This is a genomic window from Mucilaginibacter sp. UR6-1 (assembly GCF_020880975.1).
GTDB lineage: Bacteria > Bacteroidota > Bacteroidia > Sphingobacteriales > Sphingobacteriaceae > Mucilaginibacter.
In genome coordinates, this window is the sequence record NZ_JAJIWP010000003.1 from 648,551 (window position 1) to 669,890 (window position 21,340).

Consider the following 21,340-nt stretch of genomic DNA (forward strand, 5'->3'; position numbering starts at 1 on the left):
AATTCAAGGGGTTTAGAACCCATTACATATGCAAACAATACTGCGCTGGAAAAAGCGACTGGAAATAATGAGATAGGTATGCAAACTATCCAACGGAGAATTTTGATAGCCAGCTTCATCTAATATTCTTCAATGGTTTCTATTTTCGCAGCTTTATTCCAGCCTTTGTTTTTGAAGTAGTTATAACTAATCAAGATTCCAGTTCCTAAGCCAGCAGACAAGCCTATGTTACTGGATATACCTAAATAGTTATAAGACTTTAACAAATAAGTTACTGCGTAGATAGAAAATATTGCGCTGACTATCGTTACTGCGGTAACACCCCATTTCTTAGGTTTGGGCACTATCAAACAAGTGATGATTGGTAGCAAAGTAAAACTTATGTATGGAGCTATAAAGTATAAAAAACAACCAATTACTACATCTCCATTAGTTTTTATTTTATGCGAAAACTCGGTTGCGCCCGTGACCTGAATAAGTAAATACAAGAGTGAAACAGTGAGGGCTAATGCGAAAGGAATGCCCAATGACCATCTTAATATCTTAATGAAGTTCATACTTAATATTCTTCTAATTCTTCAACTAAATTTGCCTTATTCCAACCTCTATGTTTAAAAAGCTTGTAGCTTACTAAAAACCCTAATACAAATCCAGCAGTTAAGCCACCCGTGACACTAAGTATTAAAGGGTCTGAATATGCTGATGATACATTGGCAATAAATATGTTAAGAAGCCGATTTCCAAGTACAACTTCACCAATTACAATAACTGCTACCGCACCATATTTTTTAGGTGATGGTACAACATAAGTAGCAGCAATAACCGGAATAAAGCCAATTAATACACAAATTATTACAAAAAAAGATAAATAAGTTGATTCCTCTAACTGGTCAATTCTAAACCTTAGTATTTGAGATAAAATGTAAAAAAATAATCCTGTGATTATATAAGATAAAGGTATGCCAAGTACCCATCTAAGAATGTTGATAAGGTTCATAGTTTAAAAATGATATTAACCGTGAAATCCAAATTGCATTGCTATACCCATCAATAGTAAATAACCAAGTATTATTCCGGCAATCCACAATAGTATTTTTGTAATAAGGTTCATAAGCTAAATATAACATAACCCGGACTATTTATCCTGTGAGGATAGATAAAGCGGGAAGGGATTTCATTTACAAAGAAGAGGGTGTTAAGCTTAAAGCTTACCTTGATGTTGCTGGTATTCCTACAATTGGTGTAGGCTTTACTTACTATCCACATGGTGGAAAGATTAAATTAGGCGATACAATCACTATAGAACAATGCACCGAATACTTTAATATCATTGTTCAATCCTTTGAAGATGCCGTTTCTAAGGCTGTTAAAATTAATATCAATCAACATCAGTTCAACGCACTTGTATCATTTTCATTTAACGTAGGCATACAAGCGTTCAAAAGCTCAACCTTACTTAAAAAAATCAATTCTCAATCAACTGAACAAGACATTAAAGCCGAATTTTTGAAATGGAAGCGTGCCGGTGGTAAAGTGGTTGATGGTCTTCTTAAACGTAGAATTAGAGAAGCCAATTTATATTTCACTGCCTAATGTTTAACTTATTTAACTTCTTCAATGGCTTATGGTCATTCATCAGCAAGTTCCTTTTATGGTTCCTTGTTTTTACTACCCCGATACATCAATTCTTGATTACTATTTATGTATTGTTACTGGTTGATTTAATTACGGGTATTTATAGTAAAGTGGTTATCAAAAAGGAGCCGTTGACCAGCAAGCGGTTGAAAGATACCACTACTAAATTTATCTTCTATTCATTTGCAGTGTTTATAGGTCTTATTGTAGATATAGCTATGCTTGGGGATAGTGAATTAATGTTAGCCCGGATAGTTGCCGGTTATATTATGCTAACAGAATTCCAAAGTGGAATTGAGAACATAAGTATCATTACAGGTACCAACTTGTGGGTAATGATTAAGGATAAAGTTACAGAGTTATTCAACTCAAAAATCACTAAACAGAAAAATGAAAATAATTAAGATTTTAAAGCTGATAGCGGTTATTGCTACCAGCGTTTTAGAGGCGATTAAAAAAAATAATTAAACAGAGTCCTGAATCTCCTTCACTTTATTACCTATCAATGCGTGAATGTATTCTCGATTTTCGTAGTTGGATTTGTCGTTAGTGTATTTGCGCTCACATTTTGGACAGACATAGCCACTTTCCCAAGTGTTATATAATTCAAGCATAGGTATATTACAATATTCACATACAGGAACCAATTTTTTAAGTGTGTACGTATTTGTTCTATAATTAACGTCATATTCCCAACTCCATAGCCAATTTTTAAATCTATCTGAGGTGTATGACAAGAAACTATGTGGCTTAGATTTATCTACACTCTTCCTGCTTTTTATTGAAACAAAAAATATTATAGCTATAACAATTAAAAATATTAAGATATGCCAGACTTCGATTTCAAAAGTTAAAATACCAACTATGAAATTTAAAATTGCTTTAATCCAAGAGATAAGAGAGGTTGAAAACGGTTTTTCTTTTATCCAGTCATAAATTGCTGATGCAGCTACAGGTAATAATATACTTGATGCCCACCATTTAGAATGCCATTTGTTTTGTTCGCTCATTTATGTTATTTATAATACTTAGCTTGTCTGAGTTAGTTTACACCAATATCCAATTTGGTAATTTCATTCATCGAGTAACACGTAACGATGTCTCTTTTAACGTCATAGAAAAAAACATTACTATGAGTTTTGCCGATATAATAATACATACTATTCGATTGAATTATTTTATTTTCAAATTCAATTGAACAATTCTTATATGCCAACGTTTTTTGAACTCTTTTATACTTAAAGTGCCCCTGAGCAATTCCCGATGCAAATAGAATAATGGATGTAGTAATAATAAACTTGAATTTAAAATCAAATGATGGTATCGTAAATTCAAGTATTAGTATTGTAAATATTCCTAATATGATTGCTATACCAACTTGGAATCCAATAGTCATAATAAACTTAAACCAATTAGGTTGATTAGGACTTGTAAAATCTACAATGTGATTATATGCTGTAAATAATAGGGTACAAATGAATAAAAAAAATATACCAAATGTGAGTAAAATTTTAGGCAAGTCTTTGCGCAATTCTTTTGCATTGGCTATTTGTATCGAATGCCGTTCTTCTGAAATTGCTTTTCTGACACTTTCGTCCACAATTAAAGCGGTAGAAGTAGGTTTAACTATTTTTTTCTTACTTGGTGTCACTTTATGAAGATAATATGCACCAACAAGCACGCCAGCTAAATTATATATCCCCCCTATAAATAAGTCAAACAGAGATTGAGGCAACAATTCAGAGATTTCTAAAAATGAAAATATGTCTAAATTGAATTCATAATAATATATAAACTGTTTAGCTGCACCGTACATTAAAATCAGCAAAGTATATATTGGAAGAAGGGGCAGTATGGTATCTTTTAATACGTCAGTATTTTGTTCCTGCATTGTTTAAAGTTTAAATTGTAAAAATACTAAAAATGTTAGCAGATTTGTAAGGTGAAGTCCCCTGCTAACATATCAGTATATAAATTTAAAAGTTCCTTAACAGAACTACCATTGTTTTTATCCACAATTCAATGTGGTTTTCCATCCCCGGCAGAAGATTATTTAGAAGAGGTTTTATCACTTGATGATATATGTATCAGCAACGCTGCAAGCACATTCTTAGGCAGAGTATCAGGGTCATCACTCAAAGATATTTGCATCTATTCAGGTGATATAGTAGTTATTGATAAAAGCCTTACTGCTGTACACCGAGATTTAGTGGTGTGTGCTATTGATGGCGAATTCAACGCCAAAATCTTGCATATAGACCCTTTGCAGGGCATACGGTTATTATCGGCTAATCCTGATTTTGCACCAATTGAGATAAAGGAGTTGACAGATTTTAGAGTGTGGGGTGTTATCACATTTGTTATTCAGGATATAAAGAACCGGAGCAATGATTGGCATTATTGATTGCAACAATTTCTACGCTTCGTGTGAGCGTAATTTTATGCCGTCATTGAATGGCGTGCCTGTAGTTGTATTCTCAAATAATGATGGTGCAATTATAGCCCGGAGCGAAGAGGCTAAAGCTTTAGGTATTGATATGGCAGTACCCATATTTGAAGTTAAGAAGCTGATGAAGGTATACAACATTAAAGGGTTCAGCAGTAACTATACTTTATACGGAGATATGTCAAAGCGCATTAAATCGATTATAAGAAACTTCTTTCCAGAGGTTGAAGATTATAGCATTGATGAATCTTTTGTAAGCTGTACGGGCTTTAAATACCGTGATTTGTTTAGTTATGTTAAGGATGCAAGGGATAAAATATCTCACTGGTCAGGCGTACCAGTAACAATTGGGGTAGCACCTACTAAAACCCTATCAAAGCTTGCTAATCGGATAGCTAAAAAGAAATACAGGTCTATTGGCGTGTATATATTAGATAGCGAAGAAAAACGTATTGATGCACTTCATACAACTGATATAAAAGATTTGTGGGGTATAGGCAGAAGGTTAGCAGCAAGGCTAAATAAGTTCAACGTTTATACCGCCTATGACTTGTCAAAAGTTAACACTGATTGGGCTAAGAAAAACTTTAGTGTTGTGTTGCAGCGTACCGTTTATGAATTGCAAGGCATAAGCTGTATTCCTTTAGAGTTAATTGAACCAGCTAAACAAAATATAGCCTCTCAAAAAAGCTTTGGTAAGTTCCAAACTGAATTTGAACCAATGGTAGAAGCATTAGCCAACTATACGGCAAGGGTAGCGGAAAAGCTAAGAAGACAGGGCTTTGTTGCCGGAGGCATTACTGTATGGTTAGGCACTAACAACTTCTCAAAAACAGATGCTCAATATTTTCCTGAAATAAGCACTGTTTGTGATGTGCCAACAGATTATACACCTTATCTGATTAAACGTGCTGTAGATGGCTTAAAAGTGATATACAGGAAAGGTTATCTATATAAGAGGGTAGGTGTAATGCTTACCGATTTACGTACTAATGATGACGGTACACAAAACCTGTTTCATTCAAATAGCCGGGATAAAGAAATTGAAATTAGTAGGAGAGTGGATAGGATAAACCGTTTGAATGGTAGAGATACTATCAGGTCAGCGCAACAGGGGTTTGTACAGGAATGGAAAATGAAGCAAGAGAACTTAACTCCCAAATACACCACCCGATTATCAGATATAATAATTATCAAATAGCTATATTAAGACACTAAACTTTATTGAGATGGTTGACTACTTAAAAATGGTTCTTACTTATTTAAAGCAAGAATTACCTGTACAGTACAAAGACATTATTGAACTTGATGGATGGGTAATAAAGTTTGTTATTTCAGATGAAGGTGGATTTGATGATGTATTTGCAGACATCAAAAGGGTCACTGAAACTTACGTAAGGGCTATAAGAGAGCGCAAAGCTGATTTGAATTTCACAGTATGGCGACCCAATCAGTCAAGAGATTTTATAATCTATAAGTAATAAGCAATGTCTAATAAACTAATCTCAGTTCTTAAAGGCGTATTATTTATCGTTTTGGGATTAGTTATATTCTATTACTCAGTCACCGTATCAGTCATTGGTAAATCTGTTATTATGATATCAGTAATTACTTTTATTATAGGTAGCGGTGTTTATACACAACATTGGTATTTTGGTAACAGCAATACACAAAAATGGTACGTCTCTATCTTTAAGGTTCTAATTGCTGGTATCATATCAGCTTTTTTAGTTGCTATACTAATTTATGTGTTTGGTAGAGGTGCATTCGACCCGAATGAATTGGGCAGGTATTAAGGCACCGACTGAAAGATTTTTATTGAGCAAGCCCCCGCTGTATGTGAGCGAATTTCTTTCAATTTTTATACAAAAGTAGGTGACAATTTTGGTGACAAAACGCATATAAAAAGGTATAAAAAATGAAAAAATTTAATATTTAAAATGCCCTATTGACATTGTAAGGTGGGTTTATATATATTGGGGTTCCGATTTTACTAACCAAAATTGTGGGTTTTTACTATCGTTAGAGCGGTTTTTCATATCAATGGTGACAGAGTTGGTGACAAAAAACGCAGAAACATTACAATTCTTAAAAGGAACACTTCTACCACACGTTCGCTTTTTACTAACCAGTAGTTCATGTGTGTAACAATTAAAGCCCAAAGGTGTCAAAAAGAGGCGATAAAATAAAGGTCAACTATAAAACTTGAGTTTTTTAAAATTTAATAATGTTTGTAATAATGAAAGCTTTGAATCCATTTTTTATTATAGGAACAGTAGGCGTGATAGTTACGGCTATTTTTCATGTTGTTATTGCCTTGGTACTTTCGATACCGGCAGCTCACACAACCTTCTTTGTGTTATACCCGATGTTTATTTCTTTTCTTGCAATAGGAGCAGGGCAAATAATAAAACACGACAAGGCTATTGCGGATAACTAACAGTTATCCCCTCAATGCAAAATCTTAAACATTAACTCCCGCATCAATTCACCGGGAGGCAGGTTTGATTCTACGCCTTTACTTTTCAGGTCATACTCGCGCAGCAGGCCGATGATCTGCATGGTTTTGGCAAAGTTGTAGTTGCGGGCAGCTTGCTCGTAATCCTTTACAAAGTAGGGGTTCACGCCCATTTCTTTGGCCAGATTTTGCGGGCTTTTATCTTTTACATAGTGGTACACCAGCACCTTGCTAAAGTAGTTGTTAAGGTTACCAAACAGCAGTACAATGGGGTTGGCCTTGGGGTTGGCCTCAAAGTAGTTGATGATCTGGTTGGTTTTCAGCACATCCTTTTTGGCGAGGGCGGCCTGCAATTCAAATACATTATACTCCTTGCTGATGCCGATGTTATCCTGAATGTGTTTCAGCGTAATTTCTTCGCCTTGCGGCACGTTCAGCATCAGCTTTTCAAGTTCGTTAGCGATTTTTGACAGGTCGTTACCCAGGTACTCAGCCAGCAAGGCCGAAGCCTGCTGGTTAATGCGATAGTTTTTTTCTTGTATAAAACCCTCTATCCAGCCGGGTATCTTATTATCATACAAACTTGTCGACTCAAATACCAGTCCGTTCTTGTCAATGGCCTTGTAAGTTTTTTTGCGCTTATCGAATTTGCCGTACTTATGGCAAAACACCAGTATGGTGCTTGGCAACGGGTTTTCAAGATAGGCCAGTATGGGGTTAATGTGCTTTTTGTCGTCATCATCCTTGCCCCACTTCATTTCCTGCGCTTCTTTTACCAAAACTACCTGGTAGTCGGCCATCATGGGGTAGCGCTTGGCGGCGTTAAGCACGGTCATGATGTCGGTATCCTTACCGTACAGCACGGTTTGGTTAAAGCCACGCTCGGCGGCGGGCAGGGCATGGTGCTCAATATAATTGCTGATCAGGTCAATATAATAAGGTTCCTCGCCATGCAGCAGGTATACAGGCTTAAACTTGCGGTTTTTCAGGTCCTTTAAAATATCAGTAGCAGTCATATCGTATGGGTCAAAATTACATAATACAAATGGCAAAGGCGAGGCGCACGGGCGGGCATTTTAAAATTACTTATAAAGGTTTTTGTACCTTGCGGCGCTAAATTATTTGTGATTGTTGATATATGAGTTTGCTGCAACCGCTGGCCCTGCCTCCGTACCCCTTTAAAATTACCGAAGCTAACGGACAGCTTACCCTGTTTGATGAGTTGCGTAAGCGAACCATCATTATAACGCCCGAGGAGTGGGTGCGGCAGCATTTTGTGCAATACCTCATTAATCAAAAGCAATACCCCAAAGCCTTAATGCGGCTGGAGGGCGGCCTTAAACTGAACGGCATGAGCCGCCGTACCGATATTGTGGTATTTAACCGCGACGGCGAGCGTATTTTAATGGTGGAATGCAAGGCCCCATCGGTAAGTATTGATCAAAAGGTGTTTGACCAGATAGCCCGCTACAATATGGCGCATAGGGTGAGCTTGTTGGCCGTTACCAACGGGTTGCAACACTATTGTTGCCGTATTGACCATGAGCAAGGCAGCTACCGGTTTATTGCCGACCTGCCGGGGTTTAATGAGCTTTAGCCGGCTATGGATACGAGCGACTGCATCTTCTCGAACAGGTCCTCGGGTTTAAATGGTTTTGATACGTAGTTGTTCATGCCCGAAGCGTAAACCTGCTCCTGTATATCAAACAATGCCGACGCGGTAAGCGCTATGATAGGGGTATTAGCTTTTTTGGGATCGGTAAGCCTGCGAATTTCGCGGGCAGCCTCAAAGCCATCCATCACGGGCATTTGCAAATCCATCAGCACAATATCAAAATTACCGTATTGCAGCTTTTGCACGGCCATGGCGCCGTTCTCGGCAATGGTTGGTACTATCTTCCATTTAGAGAGCAGCTTTTTCATCAGCATTACGTTCACAATATTGTCTTCGGCTATCAGTACCTGCAGGTGGCTAAGGTCATTGGCATCAGGCACGGGTTTAGGTGCCACGGCAGCCTCAACCGCCTCGGTCGATGTTTCAAACGCCATACTGAACGAAAACTCGGAGCCAACACCGGGTTTGCTGTTTACGCTAAGCTGCAGGCCCTGCAATTCAAGCAGTCTTTTTACTATGGCCAGGCCAAGGCCGGTGCCGCCGTACTGGCGTGTAACGGTAATATTCTCCTGCGCAAAGGGCTCAAATATGGCCTGAAGGTTATTTTGGGCAATGCCGATGCCGGTATCTTTAACAGAAAACAATACGGTACTGGTATTATGCCTGTCCTCAACGCAAGTGGCGCGTACCCAAACATTACCCTGCTGGGTAAATTTGATGGCATTGCTTACCAGGTTAAAAATAATTTGGGTGATGCGGGTAGGGTCGCCAAAAAATACCTTGTTTTTAAGCCGGCTATCAATATCGAGCTTAAACAGCAGGCCTTTTTCTTCGGCCTTGATAATAAAGCCGCCGCAAATGTTATTAAGCAAATCGGTAAGGTCCATACGGATATGCTCAAAGGATACCTTGCCCGATTCAATCTTGTTAAAGTCCAGCACATCATTAACGATGGAAAGCAGGTTAGCTGCCGAAAATTTCAGTATGTCAAGGTTTTCTTTCTGATCGGGCCGGGGGCTGTTCATCAGCAGTAAATTGGTCATGCCGATAACCGCGTTAAGCGGCGTACGTATCTCGTGCGACATGGTTGACAGGAACTCCGATTTGGCGTGCGATGATTTTTCGGCCTTTTGCATGGCCAGCTCCAGTTTGCTGTTCAGTTGCGATTGCTCGTCGCCCACGTTTTTAAGCTGGCGCATATTGGTAACAAAGGCATTGTAAAAATGGCTTATCACAAATATGGTAAGCAAAAAGTTAGCGAACACGCAGATGATCATCGTTGAGGGATCTATCTTTTCGGGCCTGAAACTGATGATATAACTGGTTTTGTATTGCAAAACCAAAAAGCCCAGCACAGGCAACAGGTTGGCCAGCGAATAAAAAATGCCCCAGCGATGGCCCAGCATGTAAAAGGAGAATACCACGATAAGGATGATGATCTGCACGGTGATCATATTCACATCCTGCAGTATCACGAATACATTGCCAAGAGTAATAAAGGAGCCTATAATAAGCATACCATGCGATATGCTTGCCCAATCGGGTTTATAAGTGAGGTATTTGAACATTACCAGCACGCTTACAAGCAGGGCTGTTGAGGTAATGGCAATGGCGGGTTGATGCGTAAGGTTAATGCTGGCCAGCAGCAGTACCATGGCTACGGCTACAAAAACAAGCCCGTAATAAAGCAGTTTTATTCGCGCCTGATCAAGTAATGATTGCTCGCTGTTAAGTATACGTTTTAATGAAAAATTGAAAATGCCTGCCGGGTTACTCATTGCTAATCACCATTCAAAAAAAACACGGGCCAAGGCAGCTAAACCTGTTTATACGGCCCGTGTTTAATTTATAATGCAATTAGCTGGCCAAAGATGCAAGGCTTTCTTCAACCACGGTCAGCTTTGCCTCGGCATCTGCCTTTTTGCGATGCTCGTTTTCAATAATTTCGGGCTTGGCGTTGGCAACAAATTTTTCATTGTTCAGCATGCCGTTAACTTTTTTAAGGAAGCCGAGCAGGTATTCTTTTTCCTTTTCAAGACGATCCTTTTCAGCATCGGCATCAACGTTTAGTTCAAGCGGTACAAAAAACTCATCGGTATGTGCCATAAAAGCCACTGCACCGCTAACTTTGGTATCAGCATAAGTTAGCTCGCCAACATTGGCAAGCTTTTGGATAACCCCGGCGTACGCATTATAGCTGATACCTGAGTTTATTTTTCCTATAAGTTGTAAACTTTCTTTAGGGGATAGCTGATTTTTGCTCCTGATGTTTCGTACTTGCCCAATAATTGATTTTATAACTTCGATGTCGTTAATCAACTGTGTATTTACTTCCCCATAACTTGGCATTTGCGCCACAATGCAACAGTCGTTTTCCCCACGTTCGCCAAATAAATCATCGTGCCACAATTCTTCAGTAGTAAAAGGCATAAACGGATGAAGTATTTTCAAAATATTCTCAAAGTATCCGATAGTAACCTTGTAGGTTTGCCTGTCTACCGGTTGCTGATAGGCGGGTTTAATCATTTCAAGGTACCAGGCGCAGAAATCATCCCACACCAGTTTATAGGTAGCCATCAGCGCCTCGTTTAAACGGTACTGCGCAAAGTTGTCCTCAATTTCGGCAAGTGCCTGGTTAAAACGGCTGTTAAACCACTCTATAGAAGTAGTATTAGGGCATGGCAGGCTATCATCAACTTCCCAGCCTTTTACCAGGCGAAAGGCGTTCCATATCTTGTTGCCAAAGTTACGGCCCTGCTCGCAGTATGATTCATCGAACATTAAATCGTTACCGGCAGGTGAGCATAACAACATACCTACGCGTACGCCATCAGCGCCATATTTCTTGATCAGGTCAAGCGGATCGGGCGAATTGCCTAATGATTTTGACATTTTGCGGCCCAGCTTATCGCGCACAATACCGGTAAGGTACACATTGCGAAAAGGTACTTCCTTACGCCATTCAATGCCTGCCATGATCATACGCGCCACCCAAAAGAACAGGATCTCCGGCGCGGTAACCAAATCGTTAGTAGGGTAGTAGTAGTTTATCTCCTCGTTATCAGGTTCGGCAATGCCGTTGAATACCGATATTGGCCATAACCATGACGAAAACCAGGTATCAACCACATCATCCTCCTGGCGAAGCGCTGTATAAGTTAAGCCTGCTTTTTCAAACTCAGCCTTTGCTTCCTCTTCGGTTTTGGCAACTACCCACTCGTTATTTTCATTGTACCAGGCCGGGATGCGCTGGCCCCACCAAAGCTGGCGACTGATGTTCCAATCCTTCACGTTCTCCATCCAGTGGCGGTACGTGTTAGTGAATTTTTCGGGAATCAGCTTAACCTCGCCATTCAGTACCACATCAAGCGCGGGTTTAGCCATTTCGCTCATTTTACAAAACCACTGCATAGACAGCTTTGGCTCGATAACGGCATCCGTACGCTCCGAAAAACCTATCTGCGATTTATAATCCTCGGTTTTAGCTAATGATCCGGCTTCCTCTAACAAAACAGCGATTTTTTTACGGGCGGCAAAGCGGTCTGTACCAACCAGTATCTGCGCGCTTTCGTTCAGCGTGCCGTCATCGTTTAATATATCAATTACCGGCAGGTTGTGCTTTTGGCCCAACTGGTAGTCGTTCAAATCGTGCGCCGGGGTTACTTTTAAGCATCCGGTACCAAATTCCATATCTACATACTCATCCAATATTACCGGTATCTCGCGGTTAATAAGTGGTATCAATACCTTTTTGCCATGCAGATGCGTGTATCGCTCATCATTCGGGTTGATACAGATAGCGCTATCAGCCATAATGGTTTCCGGGCGGGTGGTGGCGATGGTTAAGAAGTCCGTAAGTCCGGAAGTCGGTAAGTCCGAAAGCAGCTCCTGTTCAACAGAAATTACTTCTTGTTTCTCATCATCACCAATTACAACCTGTGGCTTTTCTACTTCACTTCCGTCTTTCTGACTTCCGGACTTCCCGTCTTCCGGACTCAAAAAATACTTGATATAATACAGCTTCTGGTTTACCTCTTTGCGGATAACTTCCTCGTCGCTAACGGCGGTTTTACCTTGCGGGTCCCAGTTAACCATGCGCACGCCGCGGTATATCCAGCCTTTTTTGTACAGATCAATAAAAGTATCAATAACGGCCTCGCTCATGTGCGGGTCCATAGTGAAAGCGGTGCGGTCCCAATCGCATGATGCGCCCAGTTTTTTAAGCTGTTCTAAAATGATGCCGCCGTATTTTTCTTTCCACTCCCAGGCGTATTTTAAAAACTCGTCGCGGGTAAGGTCTTTTTTGCTGATGCCTTTTTCTTTAAGCATAGCCACTACTTTGGCTTCGGTAGCAATACTGGCATGATCGGTGCCCGGTACCCAGCAGGCGTTCTTGCCTTTCATGCGGGCGCGGCGTATCAGCACATCCTGAATGGTATTGTTAAGCATGTGGCCCATATGCAGCACACCGGTAACGTTTGGCGGAGGTATCACAATAGTGTAAGGCTCGCGCTCGTCGGGTACCGATTTAAAAAACTGCTGCTGCAACCAGTAGCTATACCATTTATCTTCAAATTCCTGCGGCTGATATTTACTCATAGGCTGCAAAAATAATAATCCTGCGGTTATTGTCAGTGGTCATTTGTCAATAGTCATTGGGGGAGTGGTCATTAGTCAGTTGTCATTGGGCATTTGTTCTTACTTATTGTTTTAATGTTGAACAATAAAAGCCATTTTGCTAAGTACTAATGACAAATGACCAATGCCAAATGACCACAAGAACAATAATTTTACAATTACGCAGTTATACATAGTACATAAGTTTTGATCAGCATGAAAACACTGTCGTTCAATAGGTTTGTGCACGAGTTGTTAAAAAAGTCGGGACTTGAAGTTCTGGTTAACTGGTTCAACCGTTAATAGTAATTGCGATATTAACCTGCATTTACTTAACTTTAATTTCATATTAACTGACTAACATGAAATTAAAATACCTGAGTTTAGCGCTCCCGGCAGTGCTATGCGCCAATACCGCCACATTTGCTCAAAGTGGCGCTGACAATAATCCACCTCAAAAATTTATTGATACTCAAAATATGGACACCGCCGTTAAACCCGGTGATGACTTTTTTGAATATGCCAACGGCGGCTGGGTAAAACATAATGAGATACCTGCCAAGCAAACCCGCTGGGGTAGTTTTATTATGCTGAGGCAGGAGAGTACCGATAAGCTCATCAGTATACTGGATGAGGTAAGTAAAACGCCCGATAACCCTAAAGGCAGTATAAAGCAACGCACCGGCGACCTGTATGCCAGTGCTATGGATAGCATCGCCATTGAAAAGAAGGGTTATACTCCTATTAAAACAGACCTGAAACGTATTGATAAGATAGCCTCGATACAGGGTGTGGTTAATGAACTGGTTTATCAGCGTGTTAATGGTTTAGGCAGTCCGTTGTTTGGCTTTGGCGTGGGGCAGGATTCAAAGAACCCCACCAAATACATTGTTAGCCTGGGCCAGGGCGGCATTACTTTGCCTGATCGTGATTATTACCTGAAAAGCGATGCCCGTACCCAAAAGATACAGGATGCGTATAAAAAATACATTGTTCAGTTATTTACCCTGACGGGTACGCCTGCGGATGTTGCCGAAAATAACGCGGCCATCATCTGGCAAGCCGAAAAAACTTTGGCCAACGCCCAGCTTACCCGTGTGGCCATGCGCGACCCGAATGCTACCTACAATAAATTTACGGTAGCTGCATTCAGCAAAACCACCCCAGGCCTTAACTGGGTTGAGTTGCTGCCAAAGCTAAAAACTCCGGGACAGGACTCGCTGCTGATATCAAACCCGGCATTCATAAAAACGGTTGATTCATTACTAACCGCTACGCCGATTGCCGACCTGAAGGTGTATCTGAAATGGAATATACTTAAAGGCGCGGCAGGCTCATTAAGCTCGCCGTTTGTAAAGGCCGGCTTTGATTTTAACAGTGTGCTTACCGGCCAAAAGGTGCAGGCGCCGCGCAGTGAGCGTATGTCGGCACTGGTTGATGGTAGCCTGGGTGAGTTGTTAGGCCAGCTATATGTAGCCAAATACTTTCCGGCCGCGGCAAAGCAATATATGGAACAGTTGGTGAACAACCTTAAAGTTGCCTATGCCGAGCATATTAAAAACCTGGATTGGATGAGCGACGAAACAAAGGCCCGCGCGCTTAAAAAGCTGAATGCCTTTACCGTTAAAATTGGCTACCCGGACAAATGGCAAACGTATGATGGCCTGAACATAAGCCGTAATGATTATGCCGGTAATCTGCGTAATATTTCGGTATGGCGATATAATTATATGGTTACCCGCCTGGGCAAACCGGTTGACAAAACCCGCTGGGGCATGACACCGCCAACCGTAAACGCATATTACAATTCGGTAAATAACGAGATTGTTTTCCCTGCCGGGATATTGCGCTTTCCGTTTTTTGATTTTAAGGCCGATGATGCCATTAACTATGGTGGTATAGGCGCAGTTATCGGGCATGAAATTACTCATGGTTTTGACGATCAGGGCCGTAAATATGATGCCGATGGTACCCTGCGCGATTGGTGGACCGCCGCTGATGCCGAAAAATTCAAGCAACGCAGCGATAAGGTGGTTGAGCAGTACAACGCGCTTACCGTATTAGATACCATGCACGTAAACGGCAGGCTTACGCTTGGCGAAAACCTGGCTGACTTAGGCGGTTTAAGCATTGCTTACGATGCCTGGAAAAAAACCAAACAAGGCCAGGGTGGCGAAAAGATTGACGGCTTCACGCCCGATCAGCGTTTCTTCCTGTCGTGGGCGCAGGTATGGCGCAGCAAGCAGTTGGCCGAAACCGCCGCCCAGCGCATCCTGACCGATCCGCACTCGCCTGAAGAGCATCGTACCAACGCGCCGTTAACTAATATTGATGCCTGGTACAAAGCATTCAACGTGCAACCCGGCGATAAGATGTACAAAAAACCGGAGGACAGGGCGAAGATCTGGTAAACCTTTTTTTTATGTCATTTCGACGAAGTACAAGGAGAAATCCGTCGCTTTGCTATGAACGCAGGCAGATTTCTCGCTACTGCTCGAAATGACAGGTTGGGGGGTCGCACCTAATTCTTTTAAATGTCATTTCGACGAGGTACGAGGAGAAATCCGTCGCTTTGCTATAAACGCAGGCGGATTTCTCGCTATCGCTCGAAATGACATGGTGGTGGACTATTTTTTAAAAATGTCATTTCGACGAGGTACGAGGAGAAATCTGTCGCTTTGCTATAAACGCAGGCGGATTTCTCGCTACCGCTCGAAATGACAGGGTTAGGGTGGTAATTCTTCCAAAAGGGAGGGCTCAACAAGAAAAATAAAAAAGTCCTCCCCATTGGGGAGGATTTAGGAGGGGTACCTTATCTTTGCGCCGACTATGTTCATCAATCAATTTTATGACAAGGGCCTGGCCCATGCCTCGTATGGTGTTATCCGCGCCGGCAAAATGGTGGTTATTGATCCCGCCCGCAATCCGCAGCAGTATTATGACCTTGCCTCGTTGCACGAAGCCGAAATAGTAGGTGTTATTGAAACGCATCTTCATGCTGATTTTGTAAGCTCGCACCTGGAGATCCATCAAACAACCGGTGCTACGGTTTATATAAGCAAACTGGCCGGTGCCGAATACCCGCACGAAACTTTTGATGATGGCGATATAATTGATCTGGCGGATATTAAACTGAAAGCCATTAACACGCCCGGCCACTCGCCTGATTCCATTTGTATTTTGGTAGAGGATGAAAATGGTAAGGATGCCGCCATATTTACCGGCGATACCCTTTTTGTAGGCGATGTTGGCAGGCCCGATCTGCGCGAGAGTGCAGGCAATATCACCGCTAAAAAGGAAGAACTGGCCCGACGGATGTTCCATACCACCCGCCATAAGCTGATGCCGTTGCGTAAGGATGTAATTGTTTACCCCGCGCATGGCCCCGGGTCATTGTGCGGTAAAAACATGAGCGCCGATCTGCAAAGTACCATCGGCCGCGAATTGCGCGAGAACTACGCCCTGCAACCCATGGAAGAAGCGGAATTTGTGGAGCTCCTGATTGCCGATCAGCCCTTTGTACCTAAATATTTCGGGTACGATGTAGAAACTAACAAAAGCGGCGCACCTGCATTTAAACAAGGCATTGATGCCGTTAAGGTAGTTGAAAGCGTAAGCGTTGAAAAAGGCGTTCTGATAATAGACAGCCGCCCCGCCAAACAATTCAAGAACGGGCATTTATCCGGAGCTGTCAATTTACAGGATGGCGAAAAGTTTGAAACGTGGCTGGGCTCCATAGTGGCGCCTGATGAACAATTCTATTTAATTGCTGCCAGCGAGCATTGTATTAACGAAGCCGTTGCCAAGGCGGCTAAAATAGGGTACGAAAAGAATATCAAAGCCGCTTCAACTCAATTGAAAGGCGAACATATACAAGATGCTGATTTTACTGATGACCTTGTAGCTAACCAAAACAATTACACCATTGTTGACGTACGCAACACCGGCGAAACCGCCAAAGGCAAGGTGTTTGAAAGCGCTATTAACATACCGCTGCCCGAATTGCGCGAACGCGTAAACGAGATACCAACCGGCAAACCCATTGTAGTACACTGCGCGGCAGGCTACCGCTCGGCCGCGGCAAGCAGCATTATTGAAGCCGCTGTAACTAATACCCCGGTGTTTGATTATGGGGAAGCAATAAAAGCCCTTCTGAAATAAAACCCCTCCTAAATCCTCCCCGATAGGGAGGACGTTATAATAATACAGTTATGAATAATCAGGAAAAGCAAAACTCCCTCTCCTTTGGAGAGGGTCGGGGTGAGGTCTTACAACTTGTCACCACTGCCGATGGCTCCAAAACCATTTATAACCCTGCCGTGGGCGAGAATTACCATTCAAAACATGGCGCTTTGCAGGAGAGCCAGCATGTTTTTTTGAACTCCGGACTACGTTATTTTTTGGCAGGCGAAGATGTAAAAGAAGTATCCGTGCTTGAGGTGGGTTTTGGTACGGGATTGAACTTTTTATTGACTGCAGATTATTGCTTCGCGAAGCAGATAAAACTTGATTATACCGGCATTGAGGCCTATCCGCTAACGCAGGAATTGTTAGAGCAAACCGGTTATGATGCCTATTGCTCGCCTGTGTTATGGCAGCAGTTTACCGGCGCTTATGCCAATGCCTTAACAGGCGAGGAAAAATTAAACGACTACTGTTCCCTCGAAATTGCCTATACCAAACTGCTTGATTTTACATCGCCGAAGCAATTTGATGTGATTTATTTTGATGCCTTCGCGGCCGTACACCAACCCGAAATGTGGGACGAAACGGCCATTGCCCACACCCTGCAATTTTTGAAACCCGGCGGTGTATTTGTTACCTATGCCATTACCGGTAACCTGAAACGCAGCATCAAAGCCCTCGGCCTAAAGGTTGAAAAAGCACCCGGTGCGCCCGGAAAGAGGGAGATGCTGAGGGCGGTGAAGGACAAATTCTAAAATCTAATTACTAAACTCTAAATTATAAACCCTGAACTGTAAAACATAAATTCGAAATTGAACATCCGAAATTCGAAATAAAGAAAAATTCGAAATCCGAAATAAGGAACTACCTTTGCCCAAAACAAAGCATTATGCCTTTAACTCCGCCTGTTACCGGTGCTACGTCAACCGTAGCTTTTGAACGTTTGCTGAAAATAATGGATGATCTGCGGGAGAATTGCCCGTGGGACAAAAAGCAAACCATCGAGAGCATCAGGCACCTTACCATTGAGGAAACTTACGAGCTTTCGGACGCTATACTAAGCGGCGATTTGCAGGAGGTAAAAAAGGAACTGGGCGATATTATGCTGCACCTGGTTTTTTACGCGCGCATAGCATCCGAAACCAATGATTTTAATATTACCGATGTGCTGAACAGCATCAGCGATAAGCTCATCAACCGGCACCCGCACATTTATGGTGATGTAACCGCTGAGGACGAAGCCGCCGTTAAGCGCAACTGGGAGCAGATCAAATTAAAGGAAGGCAATAAATCGGTTTTAGGTGGCGTGCCCGCATCGCTGCCGGCACTGGTAAAAGCATCCCGCATACAGGAAAAAGCCCGCGGCGTGGGTTTTGACTGGGAGGATAAAAGCCAGGTTTGGGAAAAAGTAGAAGAGGAGATGCGCGAATTTAAGCAGGAATTCAACCCGGAGGACGACCGCGATTTTGATCATGAAAAGGCCGAAGGTGAATTTGGTGATGTGCTTTTCTCCCTTATTAATTACGCCCGCTTTATTAACATTAACCCCGAGGATGCCCTTGAAAAAACCAACCGTAAATTCATAAAGCGTTTTCAGTACCTCGAAACCAAGGCTAACGAGCAGGGCAAAAAACTTCATGACATGACGCTGGCCGAAATGGACGTTTTTTGGAACGAGGCCAAGAAAATGTAAGTTTTTTTCGTTAGCGTGTATCGTTTTACTTTAAGCTGCCGTAATGGTAAAAAAGCTTAAGGAAAATGAAAAGAAAACTGACTAATGTGATGGCCGTAGGCGCCTTGCTTATTGGTGTATTAAGCACCGGATGTTTAAAGAACAATGATAATGATGTTACCCCGCTTGCTGAACTTACAGGCAATTTTAAGGGCTCTTTCTATAAATTAAAGAAGAAAACATCAGGTACAGGTTTTGATACTGCTAAAAAAATACCTGTAACGTTACGTTTAAAGGCTGATAGCGGATACACGCTACGTACTGACAGCACCCAGGTGCACAAAAACAGCAACGGTAACTTCGCCTACGATTATTCAGCTATCAGGTTTACTGATAAAACTTATACCGATACTTCAAAAAGTAACCACCTGGTTGGTATTTATGCCTACTATTATAATGGTACTATACTACAAATAGCGCGTGGCTCACAACCCGACACTACACGCTGGATATACGATTTGAGGAAAACGGCTAATTAAGGGCTAATTAATTGTGTTATTAGTTACCTTTACTATCCCCCAAAGGGAGTATCACACAACTAATCAGTCTAAGCGTTTAATGCATCTAACCAAGGGCATTACTGAGAGTGAGCTCATCAGTCAATGTAAAAAAGGCAGCCTACGATACCAGGAAGTGCTATATAAGCAGTTCTATGGCTACGCTATGGGTGTTAGTTTGAGGTACAGCATTAACCGCGATGATGCATTAGAGGTAGTTAATGACGCATTTATAAAAGTTTTTAACGCTATACATACTTATAACGATGATAAGCCATTCAAGGCCTGGCTGCGAACAGTGGTGGTGAATACCGCTATTGATCAGCGGAGAAAAGGTTTGAAATTTATGGCGAATACTGACATTGACGAAGTGCCGCCAATAGGTCAGGGTGCTACGGTGATCGGCAAATTGAACGCGGATGATATTTTAAAGCTGCTTAACCATTTGCCCGAGATACAAAGCACCATCTTTAATTTGTATGAGATAGACGGCTACAATCATGATGAGATCGGCAAGATGTTAGATATACCGGTTAGCTCTTCGAGAGTTTACCTGAGCAGGGCGAAGGAGAGGCTGAGAAAAATTTTAAGTACGGAGGAGCAAGGCTTATGAAAGAAGAGCTTAATAACGACTTAAAAAAACGCATCAGCGAGGTTTTTGATAATTACGAAGACCCGGGAGCTGATGCGGGCTGGATGCTGCTCAGAGAGCGGTTCCCGGCACAGGCACATAACCGCGGTGTAATGAAGTTGTGGTGGATTTCGGCCGCCGCGGTTATACTCCTGTGCCTTGGCCTTGGCCTGTGGATCAGGTTTGATAAAAATGATCAGGATAACCAGGTAGCCGCTGTAAAACCGGTTAAGAAAACACAACAGCAAGTCATCAAAAAAACTGTTGAAGCTCGGGCAACGGAAAAACAAAATAACGAACCATTTGATAACGGTGCCGTCGGGGAGCAAATTGCTGATAATCAGGCTTCCGGACGCTTTAAGCCTGTTGAGCCAACGTTAGATGGCGCTGCCGGCTACCAACCAACCGAACAAGCTGTAACTGCGGCAAGGCGCGGAGCTGCTGAAAACTACAGTGTGGCCACAAGCCGCATTGCATCAACTGTTAATAGGGGGAAAAAAGACAGTGTGATCAGTACTCCGCGTCCGCAGGCGGCTAACCAGCAATATGTAGCCGCCGTTACAGTGCCTGCCGAAAAGCCGGACAATACTGCTGCTGCCATACAGCCCGATGTTAAACAACCGGCGGTTGCCACTAAACCCTCAATGGATGATATGTTTGCCCGCGACTATGCTAAAAATGCCGCTAAAAAGCAGGAGCGTAAGGGTGATAAGCTGATAAACTTTGGGGTGTATGCCGCTACTTATGTTAACTATGCCAAAGGCAGCGATAACCGCGTAAATGTGGGTGCAGGTGTATCGTCTGATTTCAGGTTATCTAAAAACCTCAAACTATCAACAGGGGTATCTATCGCGCAAAACTCCTTTAATTACAATGTTGATAATACCACTCAACTTTCTGCCGTAGCTTTTGATGCTTCTGCGGTAGGTAATTCTATAAAAGCTACTGATGAAAAGGGTTTCAACACCTCGATAGCCGCGCCTGAATTGCAAAATTACAACGCCAGTTTGATGGGGCTTGATATACCGGTTAACCTGAAATACGAGTTTAATCCGGATAAGAGCGATACTTATATATCGGCAGGTTTAAGCTCGGGTACATTTCTTAATCAAAATTATAACTACAGATATAACTACTCATCTATATCCGGGCGTGATAGCAGGGTAGTTAACGAGAAAATTGAGCAGGGCGTTGGTAACTTTTATTTCGCAAAAACGCTGAATGTGGCCTTTGGTATCGGCTATCCGCTGGGCAAAAGTAACAGGCTGGTTATTGAGCCTTTTGTTAAATACCCGCTTGATGGCCTTGGTGCCCAGCAGATCAAATTTGGTGCCGGTGGCATCAACCTGAAACTGAATTTTCAGACAGGAAAAAAGTAATTCAAACAAATTATAAACAACAAAGCAGAAGTACTGATGCAAGCGTGCATTGGTACTTCTGCTTTGTTGTTTAAGCATACAGCCTGCCGGCCGATGCCTTATTAAAGGATATGGTTAAGGTGCTGATATTCCCTAAAGCTATAAC

General features: G+C 42.2%; 22 protein-coding genes. 15 read left to right on the top strand and 7 right to left on the bottom strand.

Annotated elements, in window-relative coordinates:
- Positions 1-119: 119 nt before the first annotated feature.
- Positions 120-557, bottom strand: coding sequence for a hypothetical protein (locus LJ707_RS13360; RefSeq protein WP_228951761.1), 438 nt, complete (start codon positions 555-557; stop codon positions 120-122).
- 2 nt (positions 558-559) lie between these two features.
- Entirely contained in the window at positions 560-997 is a 438-nt protein-coding gene (locus LJ707_RS13365) for a hypothetical protein (RefSeq protein ID WP_228951762.1), read from the bottom strand.
- A 149-nt stretch (positions 998-1,146) separates the two neighbouring features.
- Here LJ707_RS13365 and LJ707_RS13370 point away from each other — a divergent pair, with 149 nt between their 5' ends.
- Positions 1,147-1,593 (top strand): lysozyme, encoded by a 447-nt coding sequence (locus tag LJ707_RS13370; RefSeq protein ID WP_228951763.1) that lies wholly within the window; start codon positions 1,147-1,149, stop codon positions 1,591-1,593.
- Positions 1,593-2,039 (top strand): phage holin family protein, encoded by a 447-nt coding sequence (locus LJ707_RS13375; protein WP_228951764.1) that lies wholly within the window; start codon positions 1,593-1,595, stop codon positions 2,037-2,039. Before LJ707_RS13370 ends, LJ707_RS13375 begins: the two co-directional genes overlap by 1 nt.
- Positions 2,040-2,099: 60 nt before the next feature.
- On the opposite strand, the gene LJ707_RS13380 is transcribed toward LJ707_RS13375, so the two are convergent.
- Both LJ707_RS13380 and LJ707_RS13385 read right to left on the bottom strand, forming a co-directional pair.
- On the bottom strand, positions 2,100-2,645 hold the full coding sequence (locus LJ707_RS13380; RefSeq protein ID WP_228951765.1) for a hypothetical protein: 546 nt from the start codon (positions 2,643-2,645) through the stop codon (positions 2,100-2,102).
- 32 nt (positions 2,646-2,677) lie between these two features.
- Complete coding sequence (locus LJ707_RS13385; protein ID WP_228951768.1) at positions 2,678-3,526, bottom strand: hypothetical protein; 849 nt, start codon at positions 3,524-3,526, stop codon at positions 2,678-2,680.
- A gap of 111 nt (positions 3,527-3,637) precedes the next feature.
- Between LJ707_RS13385 and LJ707_RS13390 the strand changes: the two genes are divergently transcribed.
- The 5 genes from LJ707_RS13390 to LJ707_RS13410 all read left to right on the top strand — a co-directional run bounded on the left by LJ707_RS13390 (position 3,638) and on the right by LJ707_RS13410 (position 6,521).
- Positions 3,638-4,039 (top strand): LexA family transcriptional regulator, encoded by a 402-nt coding sequence (locus tag LJ707_RS13390; RefSeq protein ID WP_228951770.1) that lies wholly within the window; start codon positions 3,638-3,640, stop codon positions 4,037-4,039.
- Complete coding sequence (locus LJ707_RS13395) at positions 4,023-5,282, top strand: Y-family DNA polymerase (protein ID WP_228951773.1); 1,260 nt, start codon at positions 4,023-4,025, stop codon at positions 5,280-5,282. Before LJ707_RS13390 ends, LJ707_RS13395 begins: the two co-directional genes overlap by 17 nt.
- Before the next feature lie 28 nt (positions 5,283-5,310).
- On the top strand, positions 5,311-5,562 hold the full coding sequence (locus tag LJ707_RS13400) for a hypothetical protein (protein ID WP_228951775.1): 252 nt from the start codon (positions 5,311-5,313) through the stop codon (positions 5,560-5,562).
- Between the two features lie 6 nt (positions 5,563-5,568).
- The gene (locus LJ707_RS13405) at positions 5,569-5,877 is read left to right on the top strand and encodes a hypothetical protein (protein WP_228951777.1); all 309 of its coding nucleotides are present in this window, start codon (positions 5,569-5,571) and stop codon (positions 5,875-5,877) included.
- 443 nt (positions 5,878-6,320) lie between these two features.
- Positions 6,321-6,521, top strand: coding sequence for a hypothetical protein (locus LJ707_RS13410; protein WP_228951779.1), 201 nt, complete (start codon positions 6,321-6,323; stop codon positions 6,519-6,521).
- Between the two features lie 11 nt (positions 6,522-6,532).
- Here the strand turns inward: LJ707_RS13410 and holA are convergent, their stop codons facing one another.
- Positions 6,533-7,555, bottom strand: coding sequence for a DNA polymerase III subunit delta (gene holA / locus LJ707_RS13415; protein ID WP_228951781.1), 1,023 nt, complete (start codon positions 7,553-7,555; stop codon positions 6,533-6,535).
- Between the two features lie 122 nt (positions 7,556-7,677).
- On the opposite strand from holA, the gene LJ707_RS13420 reads away from it, so the two are divergent.
- On the top strand, positions 7,678-8,136 hold the full coding sequence (locus LJ707_RS13420) for a type I restriction enzyme HsdR N-terminal domain-containing protein (protein ID WP_228951783.1): 459 nt from the start codon (positions 7,678-7,680) through the stop codon (positions 8,134-8,136).
- Here the strand turns inward: LJ707_RS13420 and LJ707_RS13425 are convergent.
- Both LJ707_RS13425 and LJ707_RS13430 read right to left on the bottom strand, forming a co-directional pair.
- Positions 8,133-9,932 carry an ATP-binding protein gene (locus LJ707_RS13425; protein ID WP_228951785.1) on the bottom strand — a complete coding sequence of 600 codons (1,800 nt, stop codon included), beginning with the start codon at positions 9,930-9,932 and terminating at the stop codon, positions 8,133-8,135. The two genes, LJ707_RS13420 and LJ707_RS13425, sit on opposite strands and share 4 nt — an antisense overlap.
- Before the next feature lie 79 nt (positions 9,933-10,011).
- Positions 10,012-12,753 (bottom strand): valine--tRNA ligase, encoded by a 2,742-nt coding sequence (locus LJ707_RS13430; protein WP_228951788.1) that lies wholly within the window; start codon positions 12,751-12,753, stop codon positions 10,012-10,014.
- A gap of 380 nt (positions 12,754-13,133) precedes the next feature.
- Here LJ707_RS13430 and LJ707_RS13435 point away from each other — a divergent pair, with 380 nt between their 5' ends.
- The 7 genes from LJ707_RS13435 (at position 13,134) to LJ707_RS13465 (ending at position 21,195) form a co-directional block, all read left to right on the top strand.
- Positions 13,134-15,182, top strand: coding sequence for a M13 family metallopeptidase (locus LJ707_RS13435; protein ID WP_228951790.1), 2,049 nt, complete (start codon positions 13,134-13,136; stop codon positions 15,180-15,182).
- 418 nt (positions 15,183-15,600) lie between these two features.
- Positions 15,601-16,932: an MBL fold metallo-hydrolase gene (locus tag LJ707_RS13440; RefSeq protein ID WP_228951792.1), complete on the top strand. Its 1,332-nt coding sequence runs from the start codon at positions 15,601-15,603 to the stop codon at positions 16,930-16,932.
- Positions 16,933-16,982: 50 nt separating this feature from the next.
- Entirely contained in the window at positions 16,983-17,711 is a 729-nt protein-coding gene (gene mnmD, locus LJ707_RS13445) for a tRNA (5-methylaminomethyl-2-thiouridine)(34)-methyltransferase MnmD (protein WP_228951794.1), read from the top strand.
- A gap of 134 nt (positions 17,712-17,845) precedes the next feature.
- On the top strand, positions 17,846-18,649 hold the full coding sequence (gene mazG, locus LJ707_RS13450; protein WP_228951796.1) for a nucleoside triphosphate pyrophosphohydrolase: 804 nt from the start codon (positions 17,846-17,848) through the stop codon (positions 18,647-18,649).
- A 65-nt stretch (positions 18,650-18,714) separates the two neighbouring features.
- Positions 18,715-19,167, top strand: coding sequence for a hypothetical protein (locus LJ707_RS13455; protein WP_228951798.1), 453 nt, complete (start codon positions 18,715-18,717; stop codon positions 19,165-19,167).
- 79 nt (positions 19,168-19,246) lie between these two features.
- The gene (locus LJ707_RS13460) at positions 19,247-19,798 is read left to right on the top strand and encodes an RNA polymerase sigma factor (RefSeq protein ID WP_228951800.1); all 552 of its coding nucleotides are present in this window, start codon (positions 19,247-19,249) and stop codon (positions 19,796-19,798) included.
- Positions 19,795-21,195 carry an outer membrane beta-barrel protein gene (locus LJ707_RS13465; protein WP_228951802.1) on the top strand — a complete coding sequence of 467 codons (1,401 nt, stop codon included), beginning with the start codon at positions 19,795-19,797 and terminating at the stop codon, positions 21,193-21,195. The genes LJ707_RS13460 and LJ707_RS13465 overlap by 4 nt, the downstream gene beginning before the upstream one ends.
- The last annotated feature ends 145 nt before the right edge of the window (positions 21,196-21,340 follow it).